This is a genomic window from Paenibacillus sp. 102 (assembly GCF_039549175.1).
Taxonomy (GTDB): Bacteria; Bacillota; Bacilli; order Bacillales; family Bacillaceae_G; genus Bacillus_A.
Window position 1 is genome coordinate 65,108 of sequence record NZ_JBCGHT010000006.1, and the last position, 18,306, is coordinate 83,413.

The 18,306-nt window shown below is 38.0% G+C and carries 18 protein-coding genes; 4 read left to right on the top strand and 14 right to left on the bottom strand.

Annotated elements, in window-relative coordinates:
* Positions 1-153 precede the first annotated feature (153 nt).
* Positions 154-1,587, top strand: coding sequence for an alanine/glycine:cation symporter family protein (locus tag AAIE21_RS15650; protein ID WP_343267617.1), 1,434 nt, complete (start codon positions 154-156; stop codon positions 1,585-1,587).
* Positions 1,588-1,756: 169 nt separating this feature from the next.
* Here the strand turns inward: AAIE21_RS15650 and AAIE21_RS15655 are convergent, their stop codons facing one another.
* The 8 genes from AAIE21_RS15655 to AAIE21_RS15690 form a co-directional block, all read right to left on the bottom strand.
* Positions 1,757-3,208 (bottom strand): MFS transporter, encoded by a 1,452-nt coding sequence (locus AAIE21_RS15655; protein ID WP_343267618.1) that lies wholly within the window; start codon positions 3,206-3,208, stop codon positions 1,757-1,759.
* 357 nt (positions 3,209-3,565) lie between these two features.
* Entirely contained in the window at positions 3,566-4,789 is a 1,224-nt protein-coding gene (gene lhgO, locus AAIE21_RS15660) for an L-2-hydroxyglutarate oxidase (protein ID WP_343267619.1), read from the bottom strand.
* A 72-nt stretch (positions 4,790-4,861) separates the two neighbouring features.
* Complete coding sequence (gene glaH, locus AAIE21_RS15665) at positions 4,862-5,800, bottom strand: glutarate dioxygenase GlaH (protein ID WP_343267620.1); 939 nt, start codon at positions 5,798-5,800, stop codon at positions 4,862-4,864.
* Positions 5,801-6,057: 257 nt separating this feature from the next.
* A complete protein-coding gene (locus AAIE21_RS15670) occupies positions 6,058-6,195 on the bottom strand; it encodes a hypothetical protein (protein WP_343267621.1) in 138 nt (45 codons plus the stop codon).
* Between the two features lie 131 nt (positions 6,196-6,326).
* Complete coding sequence (locus AAIE21_RS15675) at positions 6,327-6,680, bottom strand: DUF3870 domain-containing protein (protein WP_003206024.1); 354 nt, start codon at positions 6,678-6,680, stop codon at positions 6,327-6,329.
* Positions 6,681-6,701: 21 nt separating this feature from the next.
* The gene (locus AAIE21_RS15680) at positions 6,702-8,144 is read right to left on the bottom strand and encodes an aldehyde dehydrogenase family protein (protein WP_343267622.1); all 1,443 of its coding nucleotides are present in this window, start codon (positions 8,142-8,144) and stop codon (positions 6,702-6,704) included.
* A 23-nt stretch (positions 8,145-8,167) separates the two neighbouring features.
* On the bottom strand, positions 8,168-9,496 hold the full coding sequence (gene gabT, locus AAIE21_RS15685; protein WP_343267623.1) for a 4-aminobutyrate--2-oxoglutarate transaminase: 1,329 nt from the start codon (positions 9,494-9,496) through the stop codon (positions 8,168-8,170).
* Positions 9,497-9,512: 16 nt separating this feature from the next.
* A complete protein-coding gene (locus tag AAIE21_RS15690) occupies positions 9,513-10,928 on the bottom strand; it encodes an amino acid permease (protein ID WP_481858686.1) in 1,416 nt (471 codons plus the stop codon).
* A 198-nt stretch (positions 10,929-11,126) separates the two neighbouring features.
* Between AAIE21_RS15690 and AAIE21_RS15695 the strand changes: the two genes are divergently transcribed.
* A complete protein-coding gene (locus AAIE21_RS15695) occupies positions 11,127-11,264 on the top strand; it encodes a hypothetical protein (RefSeq protein WP_343267624.1) in 138 nt (45 codons plus the stop codon).
* A 129-nt stretch (positions 11,265-11,393) separates the two neighbouring features.
* Positions 11,394-11,540 carry a YflJ family protein gene (locus AAIE21_RS15700; RefSeq protein WP_343267625.1) on the top strand — a complete coding sequence of 49 codons (147 nt, stop codon included), beginning with the start codon at positions 11,394-11,396 and terminating at the stop codon, positions 11,538-11,540.
* A gap of 155 nt (positions 11,541-11,695) precedes the next feature.
* Here the strand turns inward: AAIE21_RS15700 and AAIE21_RS15705 are convergent, their stop codons facing one another.
* From AAIE21_RS15705 to AAIE21_RS15715, 3 genes are all read right to left on the bottom strand, one after another.
* Positions 11,696-13,273 carry an N-acetylmuramoyl-L-alanine amidase gene (locus tag AAIE21_RS15705; RefSeq protein ID WP_343267626.1) on the bottom strand — a complete coding sequence of 526 codons (1,578 nt, stop codon included), beginning with the start codon at positions 13,271-13,273 and terminating at the stop codon, positions 11,696-11,698.
* A gap of 346 nt (positions 13,274-13,619) precedes the next feature.
* Positions 13,620-14,573, bottom strand: coding sequence for a TRM11 family SAM-dependent methyltransferase (locus tag AAIE21_RS15710; RefSeq protein WP_343267762.1), 954 nt, complete (start codon positions 14,571-14,573; stop codon positions 13,620-13,622).
* A 407-nt stretch (positions 14,574-14,980) separates the two neighbouring features.
* Complete coding sequence (locus AAIE21_RS15715) at positions 14,981-16,030, bottom strand: M42 family metallopeptidase (RefSeq protein WP_343267627.1); 1,050 nt, start codon at positions 16,028-16,030, stop codon at positions 14,981-14,983.
* A 144-nt stretch (positions 16,031-16,174) separates the two neighbouring features.
* Here AAIE21_RS15715 and AAIE21_RS15720 point away from each other — a divergent pair, with 144 nt between their 5' ends.
* Positions 16,175-16,345: a hypothetical protein gene (locus tag AAIE21_RS15720; protein WP_343267628.1), complete on the top strand. Its 171-nt coding sequence runs from the start codon at positions 16,175-16,177 to the stop codon at positions 16,343-16,345.
* Positions 16,346-16,535: 190 nt separating this feature from the next.
* Here AAIE21_RS15720 and AAIE21_RS15725 read toward each other — a convergent pair whose 3' ends face one another.
* From AAIE21_RS15725 to AAIE21_RS15735, 3 genes are all read right to left on the bottom strand, one after another.
* Complete coding sequence (locus AAIE21_RS15725) at positions 16,536-16,862, bottom strand: nucleoside triphosphate pyrophosphohydrolase (protein ID WP_343267629.1); 327 nt, start codon at positions 16,860-16,862, stop codon at positions 16,536-16,538.
* Between the two features lie 26 nt (positions 16,863-16,888).
* Positions 16,889-17,209, bottom strand: a complete 321-nt coding sequence (locus AAIE21_RS15730) for a hypothetical protein (protein ID WP_343267630.1) — start codon at positions 17,207-17,209, stop codon at positions 16,889-16,891.
* A gap of 65 nt (positions 17,210-17,274) precedes the next feature.
* Positions 17,275-18,063, bottom strand: a complete 789-nt coding sequence (locus AAIE21_RS15735) for an enoyl-CoA hydratase (protein WP_343267631.1) — start codon at positions 18,061-18,063, stop codon at positions 17,275-17,277.
* Positions 18,064-18,306 lie beyond the last annotated feature (243 nt).

The following is an 18,306-nucleotide window of genomic DNA, read 5'->3' on the forward strand; positions in this document are numbered from 1 at the left end:
TCACGCTTAAATTATTCACAAAAATAAAATAATAAGAATAATTAATATAATGTTACTTAAAACGATATTAATACAAGTTATTTCATACTGAATTTGATTCTAAGATATTTTTTGCATATACTTTTCTTATAACTAAAAAAGGAAGTGCATTACATGATCGATACTTTTAGTAGATTCCTTGAGATAACGAATAACATTTTATGGTCATATATTCTTATTGTAATATTAATCGGCCTCGGGCTTTATTTTTCTTTTAAATTAAAATTTGTACAAATTAGCCATTTTGGTGACATGATACGGTTAATCAGTAATGGGTTTAACAAAAAAGGAAAGAAAAAGGATAGTATCTCTCCTTTCCAAGCATTTTGTTTAAGTGCAGCAGCTCGTATTGGTATCGGAAATTTAGCTGGTGTAGCACTAGCGATTTCAATGGGAGGACCTGGTGCGGTATTTTGGATGTGGTTCATCGCGATTATTGGAGCCGCTACCAGTTTTGTAGAGTGTACGCTTGCACAAATTTATAAGGTAAAAGACGGGCGTGGATTCCGCGGGGGGCCCGCTTATTATATGGAAAAGGGGCTAAATAAACGCTGGATGGGCGTTTGGTTCTCACTTCTGATTACCGTTACTTATGGGTTAATTTTCAACTCTGTACAAGCAAATACAGTAACATTAGCATTTGAAAACGCTTTTGGTTTAGAGCGTTACATCGTAGGAATTATAATGGCTGCACTCGTTGCGATTATTATTTTTGGTGGTATTAAAAGTATTGCACGTATTACAGAAACGATTGTTCCGCCAATGGCTATTGTTTATATTGCCGTAGCTGTTTTTGTTGTGATTAAAAATTTCTATATTTTACCGGATGTTTTTCTAGAAATATTTAGAGGAGCATTTGGTTTAGATCAAGCAATTGCGGGTGGTATTGGGGCAGCAATGAAGTTCGGTATTCAGCGTGGTTTATTCGCAACGGAAGCTGGTATGGGTAGTTCACCAAATGCTGCCGCTACATCAGATGTCTCACACCCTGTAAAGCAAGGACTTGTTCAAGCGCTTGGCGTTTTCGTTGATACGTTTTTAGTATGTACTTCAACAGCATTTATCGTCTTATGTTCCGGGGTATATAAGCAAGCGAATTTAGAAGGAATTGAGTTAACACAAAACGCATTAAGTTCACAAATTGGTCCATGGGCAAGCAGTTTCTTAGCTATTATTATTTTCTTATTTGCGTTTAGTTCATTACTAGGAAACTACTACTATGGTGAAACAAATATTGCATTCATTAAAGAAAGTAAAACATGGTTAATGATTTATCGTGTTGCGGTGGTTGCGATGGTTGTATTCGGATCCGTTGCGACGCTTCAAACAGTTTGGAATATGGCGGATTTATTTATGGGTCTTATGGTATTTACAAATTTAATTGCCATTACCCTTCTTGGTAAATTTGCATACGCCGCTTTAGCAGACTATATCAAGCAAAAGAAGACTGGAAAGACACCTATTTTCCAAGCTGATTCTATTCCTGGCTTACAGAACACAGAGTGTTGGGAAAAAGATAATTCAGAAGAAGAAAAACAAGCTGTATAGTAAAAGAAATCCAATCCGATTTCTTACCATGAGAAAGCCCCCTTATTACAATTCAATCTGTAATAAGGGGGCTTTTTTGTGCTCGTTTGAATGAGAGAAAAGTGCGCTCTGTTACTTATTCAATTAAATAATTCAAAATATTACAAAAATATAAGTTGCTTTTCATGTATTATGAGTTTTTCACTTCTTCAATTCCTAAAGATTCTTCGTGCCACCAAAGTGCTTCTTCAGGGTCTTGCTTCGCTATTTCGTGTGCTTCTTTTTTCGTTTCTACAGTCGGGTACGAACCTTTCAAGGCGCGACCTGACGTTGTGATAAATAGTAGGCTAAATACAACTAACCCAATTAAGCTTATACCTGTTAAGTAAAATGCGGGTGCTAGTGCATTTCCAGTAGCATGAACTAAATATGAACATACGAGCGGTGTTGTTCCACCAAATATGGATACGGAGATATTAAATGATATCGAGAGTGCACGATAACGTACATCTGTGAAAAAGAGAGATGGTAATAAAGAAGGCAGTGTTCCTTCATAAACACTAAGGAAGAAACCTAAAATAAAGATACCTATAAAAATTGCTGCAATATGTCCATTACCGATTAGTAAAAAGGCAGGAATTGAACATAATGTCAAACCGAGTAATCCGAATTGTACTACACGTTTATTACCAACTTTATCGCTTAATTTCCCGAAATAAAGCGCCAGTGGAATCATGAGTGCCATCGTAATTGAAATAATGATTAAACCAGTCGTTTCTTTGACTTTTAATACTTGTGTTAGATAAGAAGGAATATAAGAAAGGATCATATAGTTTGTAATATTAAAGAAGGCAACAATGACTGTGCTTAAAAGAAAGTCTTTTTTATGATATTTCAAAATATCAATGAACGAAAATTGTTCATCTTCTTCAGAATCTTCTTGTGCTTTTTCCATCTCTTGGAATATAGGAGATTCATCTAAATGGCGGCGTAAATATAAACCGACCAAACCAATTGGTGCAGCAATTAAGAACGGGATACGCCATCCCCAGCTAAGCATTTGTTCATCTGTTAACACGACTGTCAAAACAGTAACGATTACCGAAGCGGCGATGTAACCAGAAAGCGTCCCAATTTCAAGGCCACTACCGAGTATACCACGCTTCTTATCGGGGGACGATTCAGCGATATACACCATCGCTCCTGAATATTCGCCTCCTGTGGAAAATCCTTGAACCATACGAGCAACTAATAATAAAATCGGTGCCCAAATTCCAATTTGTTCGTATGTTGGCAATAACGCGATAAATAATGTAGAAAGTGCCATTAAAATAATCGTTGTACTCAGCACAATCTTTCGGCCATGTTTATCACCAATTCTACCGAAGAAAATACCACCAATTGGCCTAACTAGAAAGGCGGCAGCAAAGGTACCAAATGTTAGTACAAGCTGTAAGCCACTATTGTGAACACCAGAGAAGAATAATTGACTTAAAATAACCGCTAAATACGCATATAATCCAAAGTCGAACCATTCCATCGCATTCCCGATACCAGTAGCAATAACGGCTTTCCTGGCTTGTTTTGGGTTCACTACATTTACATCTTGAGGTCCAAAATCTAAATCATTTTTTTGTTGCATATAATAAAAACAGCTCCTTATTTCATTTAAAATCATTAAGCACACTTTCTCTTATAGAATAAATTCAATACGAAGCACTTAAGGAAAAGCACCCTCTCCTTACCTGTTACTATTGTTTCATAAAATTAATTCCCTGTCTAACGATATGGATTATAGGTTAACAAATAAAGCGCTTTCACGAAAGGAACTACACCTTATTAATATTTCGAAAATATCCGGATACCTCCTATTTCATACAGAAATATTGAGCATTCTTGTTTCATATTAATTATTTTTCAAATATATCGCTTGTTTCTCAATATATATCCGTAATTCAACCAATTTTGTTATTTACCAAAAAAAAATTAAAAAGCTACCTTAAAAAGTAGCTTTTGACAAAGAAATTCGGTCCAAGATCACGTCTGGCACTTTGCCCACAATTTCCTCTCCAATTTTCAAACTCGCTGTTGCCGCTGGAGACGGTGCATTACAAATATGCATCGAGTTTATACCAGGGATAATGCAAAAATCATCTACCATATTTCCATTAGATAAAATCGCCTGTGCTCTTACACCAGCGTGAGTTGGAACGATATCTTTCTCTGTGAGTTCCGGTATTAGGCGCTGTAAGCTTTTGAGAAAGGATTGTTTACTGAAAGAGCGAACCATTTCTTTTAAGCCTTCTTTCATATTTGGCATCGCCATTTTCCAAAAGCCTGCGTATGTCATTGTTTCCATGAAGTCTTTTATGTCAAAGTCTTTTTTTGTGTAGCCTTCTCGCTTGAAGCTTAATACGGCGTTTGGCCCTGCATGTACGTCCCCATTTATCATTCTTGTGAAGTGAACACCTAAGAATGGGAAGTCCGGGTTTGGAACAGGGTAAATTAAGTGTTTTACAAGGTGGCGCTTTTCTGGAACAAGTTCATAATATTCACCTCTGAATGGGACGATTTTCATGTCTGTTAGTATTCCTGTTTTTTTGGCGATTCGATCGCTATGTAATCCTGCGCAATTAATGAGAAATTTTGTTTCAAATGTGCCTTTGTTTGTTTCGACTGTAACGAAATCTTTATATTCAAAAATCCGTTCTGCTTTTGTACCTAAATGTACTTCTCCCCCGCTCTCTTCTATAAAACGGGCAAATGTATAACTGACTCCTTTATAATCGGCAATGCCGCAAGACGGAACGCGGATGGCTCCGAGTCCATTTACATGAGGCTCGATTTCCGCTAGTTCCTCTTGATCGATTTTCGAAATATGTAACCCATTTTGCAAACCTCTTTCATACAGGTTATGTAAAAGAGGGATTTCTTCTTGTTCTGTCGCAACGATCACCTTGCCGCACATGTCATAGGCAATGCCATTCTCCTTACAAAACTCGACCATCGCTGCGTTTCCTTCTTTCGCAAATCTCGCTTTATAGCTGCCTGGCTTATAGTAAATGCCGGAGTGAATGACACCGCTATTATGTCCTGTTTGATGATGCGCAAGTTCATTTTCTTTTTCGATGACTGCGATTTTAGCATGTGGAAATTTTTTCGTTAAGGCCATTCCTGTTGAAAGACCGACAATTCCTCCGCCGATAATTAGAAAATCATACATGTAACTTCCCCCTTATGTCTGTATCCCCTATACTAGGAAAGGCAGGCCTTGTGAAAAGACCCGCCAAATCTATTATTTAGAAAAGCAACCGCGCTGACGCATAAGCTCGCGATATAAATCTTTATTTTTCTCAAAAGCCGCGCGTCCGTGCATCCAAAATAGATTATTTAAAAGAACTAAATCTCCAACTGGTAATTTTAATGCGTGCGTTGCTGGAGAGTTCTCCACAGAGTGTGATAATTCCTTCAAGTATGTTGCTTGTTCAATATTATCAGGATAAGCAAATTGATCAATAAAGCAAATACACGGTGCATTGTTCACATCAAAAAATGTTTCACGATATACAATTTCCTGCGCATTTTTACTTGGCGGTGCTTTGTACGTAACCTTTACCGATGCAAGTGGATGGTTGCGGAACTTATCAAGCTCTTCCCAATCATCTAAATGAAGTAATCTTGATTCGCCCCCTACTGCATTCTTTTCTTCAATTTTCATCATCAGAAGCCAATCTGTCGGTTCGTCAACAAATGTTCCATCTGTATGGAGCGTGAATAATCGATACGCTTGGCGAAGATAAGAATCACTGCCGTCTGTATCTTTCACATTAAATCTTGCGTAATATGTTCCTGTCATCGCATCAAAGTTAGACGTCCCAATTAAATGTGTTAATGCCGTTGCGAATTTCACATAATCTCCTGCATCTGTCGTTTCGCCTTGTACCCCAATTGTAAATCCACCTGTTTCACGGTCATGAATAATACCGCGAATATTTTCCATAAACGAATCACCAAATCGTTTTTTCATTTGATCTGCGATAATAAAGCGGGAATACGGAATATATTGCAGTGATTGCTCAGAATGGTCTTTTACCTCTTGGAAAAATTGCTGAAGCAACTCCCCGTCTAACACAATATGATACAAACGTTTATGTTCTGGATGAGGAACAATTTCATACCCCTCATATTTCTTTGCGAACTTCATCTTCACTTCTTGCTTCGTAATCACTGACATGTTATTTCCTCCTTTAGTTTAAGTAAACAAAAAAGCCAGTCATACGCATCTACTATACAAATCGTAGAAAACGTACAACTGGCTTTAAATTACGAGTGTTCTTTAATCTCTTAAAGTACAGTAATAATAGACAGTTTGTTATTTTAATATGGGCAGACAGAAAATGAAGATCGGATATAGAGAAGGCTAATTTCTCATATGGATCTTATCACTTTACAATTAAATTATAATTCAAAATATTCGCACTGTCAATAAGTTTATTTCGTCAATTTTAATTTCTTCTCATGTTGTAGTTCCTTTACCGCTGTACACGCTTTACACATCTTACAGGTTTTCACCACATCATTTTCCGTACATCTTCTTTTTTGTTTTCCACCTTGATTTAATTTTGACATTTTTTTAGCCTCCTCATTAATTTAAAAATAAAAAGCCAGTTATATTCCGCTCACCAAATAAGCTGAAATATAACTGGCTCTCGTTTATGAATGTACTTTAGGAAATAAAGTACGATAAACTGGGCAGTTTGTTATAGATTTGTTTCTTCATATTCTTCTTGCGGTTTTTCGCCGTTTACATAGCTTGTATATTGGCGATATAAATCTTTTACCGCGCTAATAATCGCATTTTGTGCTTTTCCTTGGTAGTGATACGAGATTTCTTGCGTGATCTCTTCAATGCCATCTCGTAAACTATGTCCTCTTAACATTTGAGCAATAAAGTCCCTCCCATGTTCAGTAGCAAGGGTACATGACGCCTCAATAATAACATGATATTTGTGATCTGCCTCTATTGTAATTGTTAATGTTTCATAGACACTGCGCACAGCCATCCCTTTCGGAAGTCTTGAGTGTCCTGCCATGAAAAAAGTTCCTTTACGCATGTTCATCCCCCATTTTATAACTTATACTTGATCGATATATACTGTTTTTACTCTTGTATAAAACTCTGCAGCTGTTTTTCCTTGTTCACGCGGTCCCGCACTAGAATTTTTCATTCCTCCAAACGGAACTTGCGGCTCTGCTCCTGCCGTTTCTGAATTGACATGGACCATCCCAACTTCCATATCGTCAATAAACTGCTGGGCTAGGCTAAGATTATTTGTACAAACAGATGCGCTCAGTCCATATTCTGTATCACTTGCTACATGAATCGCTTCTTGATAACTGTTCACCTTAAACAAACAGATAACAGGGCCAAAAATTTCTTCTTTCGCAATTCGTGCATCTTGCGGTACGTCTTCAAAAATAGTCGGCAGGACATAATATCCTCGTTTTAACTCATCATCTTCTGACGCGCTGCCTCCGCAAAGTAAAGAAGCTTCTTTCTTTCCTACTTCAATCATTGATAAAACAGATTGCTGTTGATTTTCAGATACACATGGCCCCATAAATGTATCTTGTTTCAATGGATTTCCAACTTTTAGAGCCTCGGTACGTAACAGGAGCTCATTTCGAAATTCTTCATAAATGTCCTCTTCAATAATGACTCTGCTTGTCGCTGTGCATTTTTGTCCTGTTGACATAAATGCACCTCTGATCGTAATGTCGACTGCCTTCTTGATATCGGCATCCTTTAATACGACTAATGGATTTTTCCCTCCCATTTCTAACTGCACTTTTTTTCCACTTGCAATCGCTGCTTGCTGAATCGTTTTTCCAACGCCATTCGAACCTGTAAAAGAGATCGCCTTTATATCAAGGTTTTCTGTTAATTCGGTCCCAACAACTGAACCTTTCCCAAATACACAATTGATCACGCCAGCAGGAATTCCTGCCTCGTGAAAAGCATTTACAAGATGATACACTGATTTTGGCGTAATTTCAGCAGGTTTAATGACAACCGTATTCCCATAAATCAGTGCCGGCGCCATTTTCCAAGTTGGAATCGCAATTGGGAAATTCCACGGCGTAATGAGTCCGACTGGTCCAACTGCTACACGTTTACTGTAGAGCATCGTTTTCGGATTTGCAGAAGGGATCATTTCTCCAATCGGCTGATTTGCTTCTCCTGCATAATATTCCAAAATGCTGATTGCTCGCTTCGTCTCGCCGATTCCTTCCGCAAGTGTCTTTCCTTCTTCACTTGTTAAATCTTGACCGACTTCTGTCACTCGTTCTTTTAAAATTTGGGCTGCTTTCCATAAGTAAATAGCGCGCTCATGAAACGATAACCGTTGCCAACTTTGAAACGCTTCTTTCGCTGATGCAATCGCAGACCCAGTATCTTCCTTTGAGCTTAATGGAAATTCCCCTAATACTTCTCCATTATGCGGATTGTAGTTTTTTGAATATTGATCGGTAGATGGCTCTTTCCACTGGCCATTTATATAATTTAAAAACTTCATTCCTCTACCTCCATCATTGTTTCTTATTTTGATAGATTCGCAATCGCACTTTCAAGAATCGCAAGTCCTTCTTCAAGCTGCTCATCCGTTATAACAAGCGGCGGTAAGAAACGGAGGACATTCCCATAAATACCAGCGCTTATTGTGATTACACCTTTGTTATGTGTTTCTTGCATAATCACTTTTACTTCTTCTGTTGCTGGTTCTTTCGTATTGCGATCTTTGACAAGTTCAATCGCCGTCATCGCTCCAAGGCCTCTGATATCTCCAATACACTCATATTTCTCCTTCCAACTATTGAACACTTCCATCATACGACTGCCGATTACTCTAGCGCGTTCTACTAACTGCTCTTCTTCAATTACATCTAAAACAGCGAGTGCAGCTGCGCAAGCAACTGGACTTCCTGAGAAAGTGCCACCAAGTTGTCCTGGTCCAGGGGCATCCATCAATTCCGCTCTTCCTGTTACTGCGCTAAGTGGCATCCCAGCAGCAATCGATTTCGAAAACGTCATTAAATCAGGCGCCACGCCAAAATGATCCATTGCAAACAAGCTTCCTGTACGAGCAAATCCAGTTTGAATTTCATCAGCAATCATGACAATTCCATATTTATCACAAAGATTTCTGACGCCTTGTATAAACGTAGCACTCGGGACAATAAATCCACCTTCACCTTGAAGTGGTTCCAAAATAATGGCAGCAATATTATCACTTGCTACTTCTTCTAACATAAAGCGTTCGAAATACGCTAAAATTTGCGCATCTACCTCTTCTTGCGTCAAACCGTTTTCTGCGCGGTAATAATATGGATAGGGTAGTTTGTAAACATCTGACGCAAATGGACCAAATCCATGCTTATAAGGTTTTACTTTACTCGTAAGAGACATCGTCATCAGTGTCCGCCCGTGATAGGCACGCTCAAATGAAACAATCGCGCTGCGCCCAGTCGCTTTTCTCGCGATTTTTATCGCATTTTCGACCGCTTCTGCTCCACTATTAGCGAACATCGTTTTTTTCTTACAATCTCCTGGCGTTAATTCGTTCATTCTCTCAGCCAGCTCAATATAACTTTCATACGGCGTCACATGGAAACAACTATGAATAGAAGATTCCACTTGGCCTTGAATTGCTTGTACGACCTTCGGATGACAATGTCCAACATTTTGCATACCAATCCCGCCTGCAAAATCTATTAATTCATTGCCATCTACATCCGTGATAATTGCCCCTTTTGCCGATTGAACATATAACTGCGTAATATTATACGGACCCCCGGGAACCGCATTATTTCTTCTTTCATGTAGACTATTAGATTTTGTCGTTACAATATTTTGCTTTTCTTTTAACATGGAATATACCCCTTTCTTACTCCTTCTCTATGCTAACCTTTGAATCTTTTATAATCGAAAACTCTTCTTTTATTGGTATTCGTTTATTTCTATCTCTTAGGAAATAGATTGCGATTACGATAGCAGTCGCCAAAATCGTCATATAAAATTGCATACGCATATCCGCGATAAATGCTTGTGCAACAAATATCGTAATAATCATCGCAAGCGTTGCGTATGTGAGATATGGGAACAACCACATTTTCACCTTTAGTTTCCCTGGGTCTTCTCTTTCAGCTTTTCTTCTTAACCGAATATGTGAAATAGCAACAAACATATACATCAGCATCGTAACCCCGCCTGAGCTATTCGCTAAAAAGGCAAATAATTTATCAGGAGATATGAACTTTAGCATGGCGCAAATAAATCCAAATACAATACTTGCATAGATCGCCCAAACTGGTGTCCCTCTACTATTTAACTTGGAGAATATAAGAGGGGCATCTCCCTTTTTCGCAAGCGAAAATAACATACGAGAGCTCGTGTATATTCCAGAATTCATAACCGAAAGAAGCGACAGAAACACAACTCCATTCATGATTTCCGCAGCCGCAGGGATTCCGGCCATCTGGAATAAACTTGCGTACGGCAACTTCAATAATTCTGCATTGTTCCACGGCATAAAAATAACCAAAATCGATACAGAACCTACGAAGAAAATCATAAGGCGCCATACAACGCTGTTAATTGCTCGTATTACATTCTTCTCTGGATTTTCAGATTCTCCAGCCGCAATCGCAGCTACTTCACTTCCCGATAAAGAGAAAGAAATAAACACAACGCTAAGTAGCACTGGCATCATTCCTTTTGGAAAAAAGCCCCCGTTTTCCGAGAGAATCGAAAGATTCGGTCTATCTACACCAGGAACAAATCCAAAAATCATTGCAGTTCCTAAAACTAAAAATGCAAGAATCGCTACAACTTTAATAAACGCTAACCAATATTCAAACTCCCCGTATAATTTCACTGAATAAACGTTTGTCATTGTCATCAGGAGAATCATAAACAAACTCGCAATCCATGTCGGTATGGACGGGAACCAATTGTTAATCATCACCCCTAATAGCACTGCTTCAATTGCGATAATGATAAGCCAATTGAACCAATATAACCAACCGATTGTGTACCCTGCCCAAGGCCCAATTGCTTTATGTGCATATGTCGAAAAAGAACCACTATCAGGATTTACCGCAGCCATCTCCCCTAGCATCCGCATCACAAGCACAACTATTAAAGCCCCAATAATATAGGACAAAATGGCAGCTGGACCTGTTGATTGAATAATTGCCCCACTTCCTACAAATAATCCGCCCCCGATTACCCCGCCAATTGAAATCATCGTGATATGTCTGGTTTTTAAGTCTTTTTGCAATTCTTGTTTTTCTTTTGCCAAAAGATCACCAACCTATACGTATTTATTTTCATAAATCCTACGAGTGAGCATATATAAGGTTGAAATATCACTATTATTGATAACGCTTTCTTTAAATTCTTCTACAAATGAGCCACCTGCTCAGCACACGCCACACTCCCTCTTTTCCTATTTATAGGAAAAATAAAAAGAGCCAGAAAAACAATGTAAAGAGTTACATTGGATTTTACTGTCTCTATCCCTATGGCTCGTCTTCCTGCTAAGGAAGTTCAAGTGGAAAGAAGCCAATCATCTTCTATTAAACTGAACGAAATTGTATCCGGGTATGCAGAGAGGCTAATCGCTGTCATCGGATAATAAGCTAATAATAATACAAATAGACTGAATATTCGACATTTATTTAAAATTCATTCATATAGTGTGAAAAGCGAAATTTATAAATTCTAAAACATATACTGTTTAAAAGTAAAAAAGGAAGTGATCTCCATGTATTTTGGAACAAAAGGATGGTACGTAGCGGAACTGAAAAAATTAGGCGTCCGTTATTTGGAAGGAAGAAAATTAGAAAACTATCGTGCCCATGTTTTACGTAACTTATTAGCAGCCAAGCAAGAAGAACTTAAAGAAAAATAATCTATTAGGGTTCATCGATAAGACGATATCGATCGTTCTTTCAAAGATATCAGCGATTCGACATAGGATATCGATCGCTCGACAAAGTTCGCCACACTTCATCTCGCCCTGCCACACAAAAAAGAGGCTCCTCACCACGGGAGCCTTTCTATCTATTATAAACGGTAAGCCGAAACATCATTACCTTTCCACTCATAGTAATCTAAAATTCCGGAGTAAATTGCTTCTGCAGCACGTTGTCTCCATTCTGGAGAAGATAGTTTTTCACCCTCGATCTGGTTGTCAACGAATCCGAGTTCTGTTAGTACAGCGGGCATTGTGTTTTCTCGCACAACATATAGGTCGCCTTCTTTTACGCCTCTGTCACGTGTTCCAAGTGTATTCACAAGACGATTTTGAATTTTTTCTGCTAACATGCGGCTTTCGTCTACATGTGGATTTGTTTCGCTTGTCGTTGATCTATAATAGAATGTTTCTGTACCTTGAACACTTCCATCATAGCCATTACCATGAATACTTACGAAAATGTCCCCTTTGTTTTCCTGTGCAAATTCAACACGTTCTTTTAAAGAGTCTTTTGAATCTGTTCCTGGTCTTACGTCAGTTTCATGTGTTAGCAATACAGTGAATGGTGTTTTTTGTTCAAATAGTTTCTGTACGCGCAGCGATGTATCTAATACGATTTTACTTTCATCCATGTTTACACCTTCATGGCCTGGGTCTACGCCGCCATGCCCTGGATCAATAATAATCGATTTTCCTTCTAAGAAGTTTGCTTGATTTAATTGATTTTTATCAAGCCATTGGAAAGTCGCACCTGTACGAATACGAATCCAGTTTCCTTTTTCTTCAATTATCGTTACAGTTTGCGCCCCATATTTCCCTAATACTTTAGATGAGTGTGATGCTTCTTGATATGTAGTAAATGCTTTATCAATATACTCTGTTTTTTCTTTTAACGGCGTCCATTTGTCACCTTTATCCGTTGCGATTTTTAACCAACCATCTGTACGTTGTTCTTTTACGACAATGATTTGCGGAGCATGTTGGTTTGACGTGATACCTGATGATAGTGATGGCTGATGATATGTAATAAAGTTTCTATTCATGTACATTCTTTTCGATGTATCTGCTTTTCCTATATCTGTTTGTGCGATAAATTGAGCCGCTTCGGCACGCGTTACAATTCCATCAGGTTTCCAGCCGTTATCAGTTCCGTTAGAAATCCCCAAACCAACTAAAATATTAGCTAGTTTTTCGCCCCAATGACCTTTTAAATCGTTAAACTGTGTTGGTAATTCTCCGATCATTTTGTTTTCTAATCCATAAGCATTCACAAGCATAGATGCCATAGAAGCACGATCGATATTGCCGGACGGATTAAAATTCCCTTTATTATCACCTTGAATGACACCTGCTTTTTCTACAGCTGCGATGTATGGCGCTGCCCAGTGAGTTTGTGAATCTTTGAAAGTTGGTTTTGCGCTTTGATTAATCTCTAATCCTAGTACCATCGCCATTAGTTTTGCAGCTGAACCGCGATCAATCGTTTCAGTTGGCGCAAAAGTGCCGTCAGGCTTTCCATGAAGCGCTCCTTTATCAACTAAATAATTCACGGATTTTTCGGCCCAGTTTGGAACGTCCGGAAATGTTTGAGTTGCCGCTGCACTACTTAATGGGGAAGATAATAAATTTACTGCTAGAATTCCTGCTGCGATTATTCCGTATTTCATTAAAACTTTTCTCCTCTCAAATCTTTTAAACATAAAAATACTTTCTATCAAACAATAAAAAAGTGAAGGGATCATTTCCCTTCTACTAATCTACTATTCAATAGCAACTAAATTAGTTTATGCCATTACTATCCTAGAGTAAATACGTATATTGATAACAAATATTAAATATTTATTACAGGGGAATTGCGGTAATATATTAAGAGATATTGATGTTAAAGCATTCTCATTAGGAGGTTAATGTAAGAATATATATTAAGTGGTTTTTGAGAATTACGGTTATAAAGAAAAAAGTGATTGGCATATATACCAATCACTTTCCTTTATACATTACAAAAGACTTCCTCTATTCACAAACAAGAATTTCTCTAGAAAATGTCCCTTTTTTAGCTATACAGCGGTCTGTAATTTCAAATCCAGCTTCTTTAATCATGTGATCCATTGTCTCAATGGTTACAACAATTACTTTTTTCGCAAAACGACGCGCATGTGTAAGAATTGAGAATTGATCTTCTGGTGTCGCATGTGTAAATAAATTGTACGGCATATCGATAATTGCTACATCGTAATTTGTTGTGACATCCGCAATCGGCCCTACCGTTACGTCTCCTTCAAATCCAAAATGCGCAATATTCTCTCTAGATCCAATTACAACAAGAGGATTTATATCCCGGCCCACGATGTCAATTCCCATGGACAGTGCCTCTACCAATACTGTTCCAATACCACAGCACGGGTCAATTGCTTTAACTCCATCAGGATTTGGCACAGCGATATTCGCAACAGCTCGCGCAACACGTGTGCTAAGTGACGTAGAATAGCTGCGTGGTTTTTTCACGTGATGATACCAAACAGCTTCACTTTCAATATATTCCCCAAAATACCAACGACCACCAAGAGGAACAATTCCAAATACTCGCTCTGGATGATGCACGTCTGCTTCCCCTTCAATCACCATACCAATATCTCTCTCAATTACACGTCGCTGTCCGTATTCTATCTTGTTCGACTCATTGAGATCGTTGATTTTAACAAAGATGACTTTGAATGTTGCTCCTGCCAAATCAATTTGGTCTACTTGTTCTAAAATATTTGCCAGGTCATCTCCTTCATACATTACTTCGATTCGTTCTTTAATAAACGGACTTCGGCTCGGCTCAATTTTGACCTTACTTTTTAAAATGTTAACATGAGACTCCACTCCAAAAAGAGAGCGCATCTCCATATAACATAAAGATCGTTCATCCTCGCGGAATGCATACGTATATATAAACGCCGGTGTTGTGCTGTGATTATTCAATCTGTTCGCATCCTTTATCATTTTAAATTGTTCTTCCTCTCGAACTATATCCATATCATTCGCTCAGTGGCGCAATAAACATGCAATGTATGAAAAAGGGACGAATAAGCCGAGGTAAGTTTGTCTCTTTTTATTAGTCCTTTTCATAGGATTCTTTACTTATGTAAAAAACGCTTTATCTCTAGGAATTAGCTAGTATTCCTAACTCCTTACAATCGCTCACATACTCTTTTAATAAAGTTAAATGATATCATATGATTCAAATAAAGTGAAACTTTTATCCACACTCACCTATCTTCTTTTCTTTTGCTGAATTTCGAGGTGAGAGTATCACGCCCAAAAATAGCGGGATAAAAAAGTGATTGGTATACAACTACCAATCACTCCTTCAGAAAATCATTTCTCTTCTATTCTTCTATTAAATCAGATAACACGTAAGCAAACACCAATGCCTCTGTATGCGCAATCGAACTTTCATGTGTACGCTCAAATGCATGAGAAGAATCAATTCCTGCTCCGATTAGTGCGTGTTTCACGTCAAAGCCTGCGCGAATTGCTGCGGATGCATCTGATCCGTAGTATGGATAGATGTCTACTTTATATTCGATGTTGTTTTCTTTCGCAAGTTCTACTAAGTGTTTACGTAAACCGTAGTGGTACGGACCGCTAGAATCTTTCGCACAGATAGATACTGTATATTCATCTGATGCTTGCCCGTCTCCAAGCGCTCCCATGTCAACAGCTAAGTATTCCACAGTTTCTTCCGGAATGTTGGAGTTACCACCATAACCGATTTCTTCATTATTAGAGATTAAGAAATGGGTTGTGTATGGCAATGTGATATTTTCGTCTTGTAATCTTTTAATTAATTTTAGTAGGATTGCCACGCTTACTTTGTCGTCTAGGTGGCGTGATTTTATGTAGCCGCTCTCTGTAATTTGGACACGTGGGTCGAATGAGACGAAGTCCCCTACTTCGATTCCGAGTTCACGAACTTCATCCGCTGACGATACACGCTCATCAATGCGAACTTCAATATTCTTTTCATCGCGTTTTGCTTCGCCTGCATCTTTATATACATGGACAGATGTTTGATGCATTAAAATTGTACCTGTATATGTTTTTCCGCTTGCTGTTTCGATTTCGCAATATTCTCCTTCAACAGAATTCCAGCGAAATCCGCCAATCATCGATAAGTGAAGGCGACCGTCAGATTTAATTTCTTTTACCATTGCGCCTAATGTATCAACGTGAGCAGTTAGTAAACGGTGCTGCTCGTCATTGTTTCCTTTTACCGTTAAGATAAGCGCACCTTTATTGTTACGCTTCGTTTCGATATTCCACTCTTTTACGTAGTTTTCAATAAAGTTAATGATCTTACCTGTATTTCCAGATGGGCTTGGAATGGAAACAAGCTGTTTAATTAATTCCATCGTTTCTTTTGCATGATGTGCCAATGTAGTTCCCCCCACTTTATTTTTCTAATATTCAGTATACCGGAATTATCATGAAACCACTACTCATAACGTTGGGGATTTTTGTATATTTCGTTTTAAAATTACAAATTTTGTAATATCATAAGTAATGGAGGGGGAATAGAAATGAATTGCAAAAATTGCGGAGGAAATTCATTTGTACAAGCAACAGATTATATCAATCTTCGTCCTTTACATAAAAAAATGGGCATTGGTTCACAGAAAATCTATACCGTTTGCTTAGATTGTGGGGAAGTTGTTTCAATTAAAATCAAAAATCCGGAAAAATTAAAATAAACAGCTCCTTCTTTCTAAAAAGGGAGCTGTTCATCTGCATATGCGGCTATGAAAACAAAAGGAGACCTCCTCTTTGTTTCAAACACAGCATGGGGCAGAAAAAAGGCACTAACCGCTTCTAACCATCGGCGTATCCTCTCTCCCAACCCAAAAAAGAAAGATTTTATCTCTCTATAGAATTCATGGTTAACTACTCCTCCGAAACATCCATCAAATACATCCCTCTTTGGAACCCACCGCGCTCTTCTTCCTTCTGCTTACGAATGCGTTCAACATCTTCAAGTGTTGCACCTTCTGCACGTGCTAGTGAAATAATAACTTCTAGTGCATCCGCAAGTGAATCTAATGCGTGTTCACGTTCCTTCATTGAGGCGAATTCACGGATTTCTTCTGTTCCAATTTTCGCTAATGCTTCTATGTATGCTTGACCTGTTAATTTTTTCGACGTATATGTTTTTCCAGACATCAAAATCTTTTCTGGAACAAAATCTCTAACTAGCTTGTTATAAGTTGACATAGTCTCTCTGTCGCTCCTCTCATTCTTTACAATTTATCTAATTCTACATTGTACATAAACCATACTTTCTTTACGTAAACACTTCCCCAGTCTCGCTCTTTTTCCTTTTCATATGGACTAGGAAAATAATATACATCATAATCCTCCTGCTCCTCTCCATATATCACTCGCAGTGATTCTGGTATCGCTTCTTGATATGGATTCGGTCTCTTTTGAATTTCTCCCTGTAAAGCAATAGTAGGATGCCCCGAAAGAAAAATGGCCGTTCGGATTGCTAAATTAGGGGTGCTATGTAACGTAATATACATGGCAAACAAAAGTGTAATCATAATGACTCTTTTTTTCATCTTTTTCTCCTAATAAAAAAGTGCTAACACAATTATACTAAAATGTGTTAACACTTTCTTCCCTTTTATTCTCCCTTAAACACCGGCGGACGCTTTTCTAAAAATGCAGCAATCCCCTCTCTATGATCAGCTGTTTTTCTCATTGCATATTGCCCACGCTTTTCTAGTTGCAATGTTTGTTCTAGGTTTGAACGATTGACTTCGCATAAAATTTGTTTCGTTTGAAGCATTGCTTGAATTGGTTTTTGAAGCCATTCATTGATTTTTTGTTTCACAGCACCTTGGAAGTTTTCTCCGATGACCTCGTCAATTAACCCAAGTTCTAGTGCTTCTGTTGCAGGTAACTTTTTACCTTCCCAAATGATTTGTTTTGCCATATTTTCACCGAGACGTTTTTGTAAGAAGAAATGCCCCCCACCGTCTGGTATTAAAGCGATTCCAATAAAGTTCATTGCAATGATAGATGAAATGTCTGCCAATACATAATCAGCTGTTAAAGCGATACTTAAGCCAAGTCCCGCAGTTGGGCCATGAATGGCACTAATTACAAGCTTCGGCATTGTATATAATGTAACAACAATTTCAGAAATAGTATTCATGATGCTTTCAAATTTGCTTTCATCATTACTAGAAAGCATAGATTTAATATCCCCACCCGCGGAAAAACCGCGTCCATTTCCGCATAATACGACAATATGAACGGAACTCTCAGCTACTTCTTTCAATTTTGCTAATAGTTCTTTGAGCGTAGGTTCATCTAATGCATTTAATACTTCCGGGCGATTCATCATAATCGTTGCTACTCGTCCTTCATATTTCACAACTACAGACTCTGCTTTACTTTTTACTTCCATTATATATCCCTCTTTCTTCCTTAAAGATTATACTTATATAATTAAAGAAAAGAGGTAGAAAACCCTTCTTTTTTCGTAATTTTCTGTCTAATAAGGCCGGAATTTTAGAAATCTTACCATTATAATGTGAAAAAACAACTGAATTAAAACATATTTGTCGCATATCCGCTTTTGTTTACCGTTATAATAAAATGGTGTATTCTTATTTTGATGTATGAACCTTATCATGTAAAAATGAAGAAA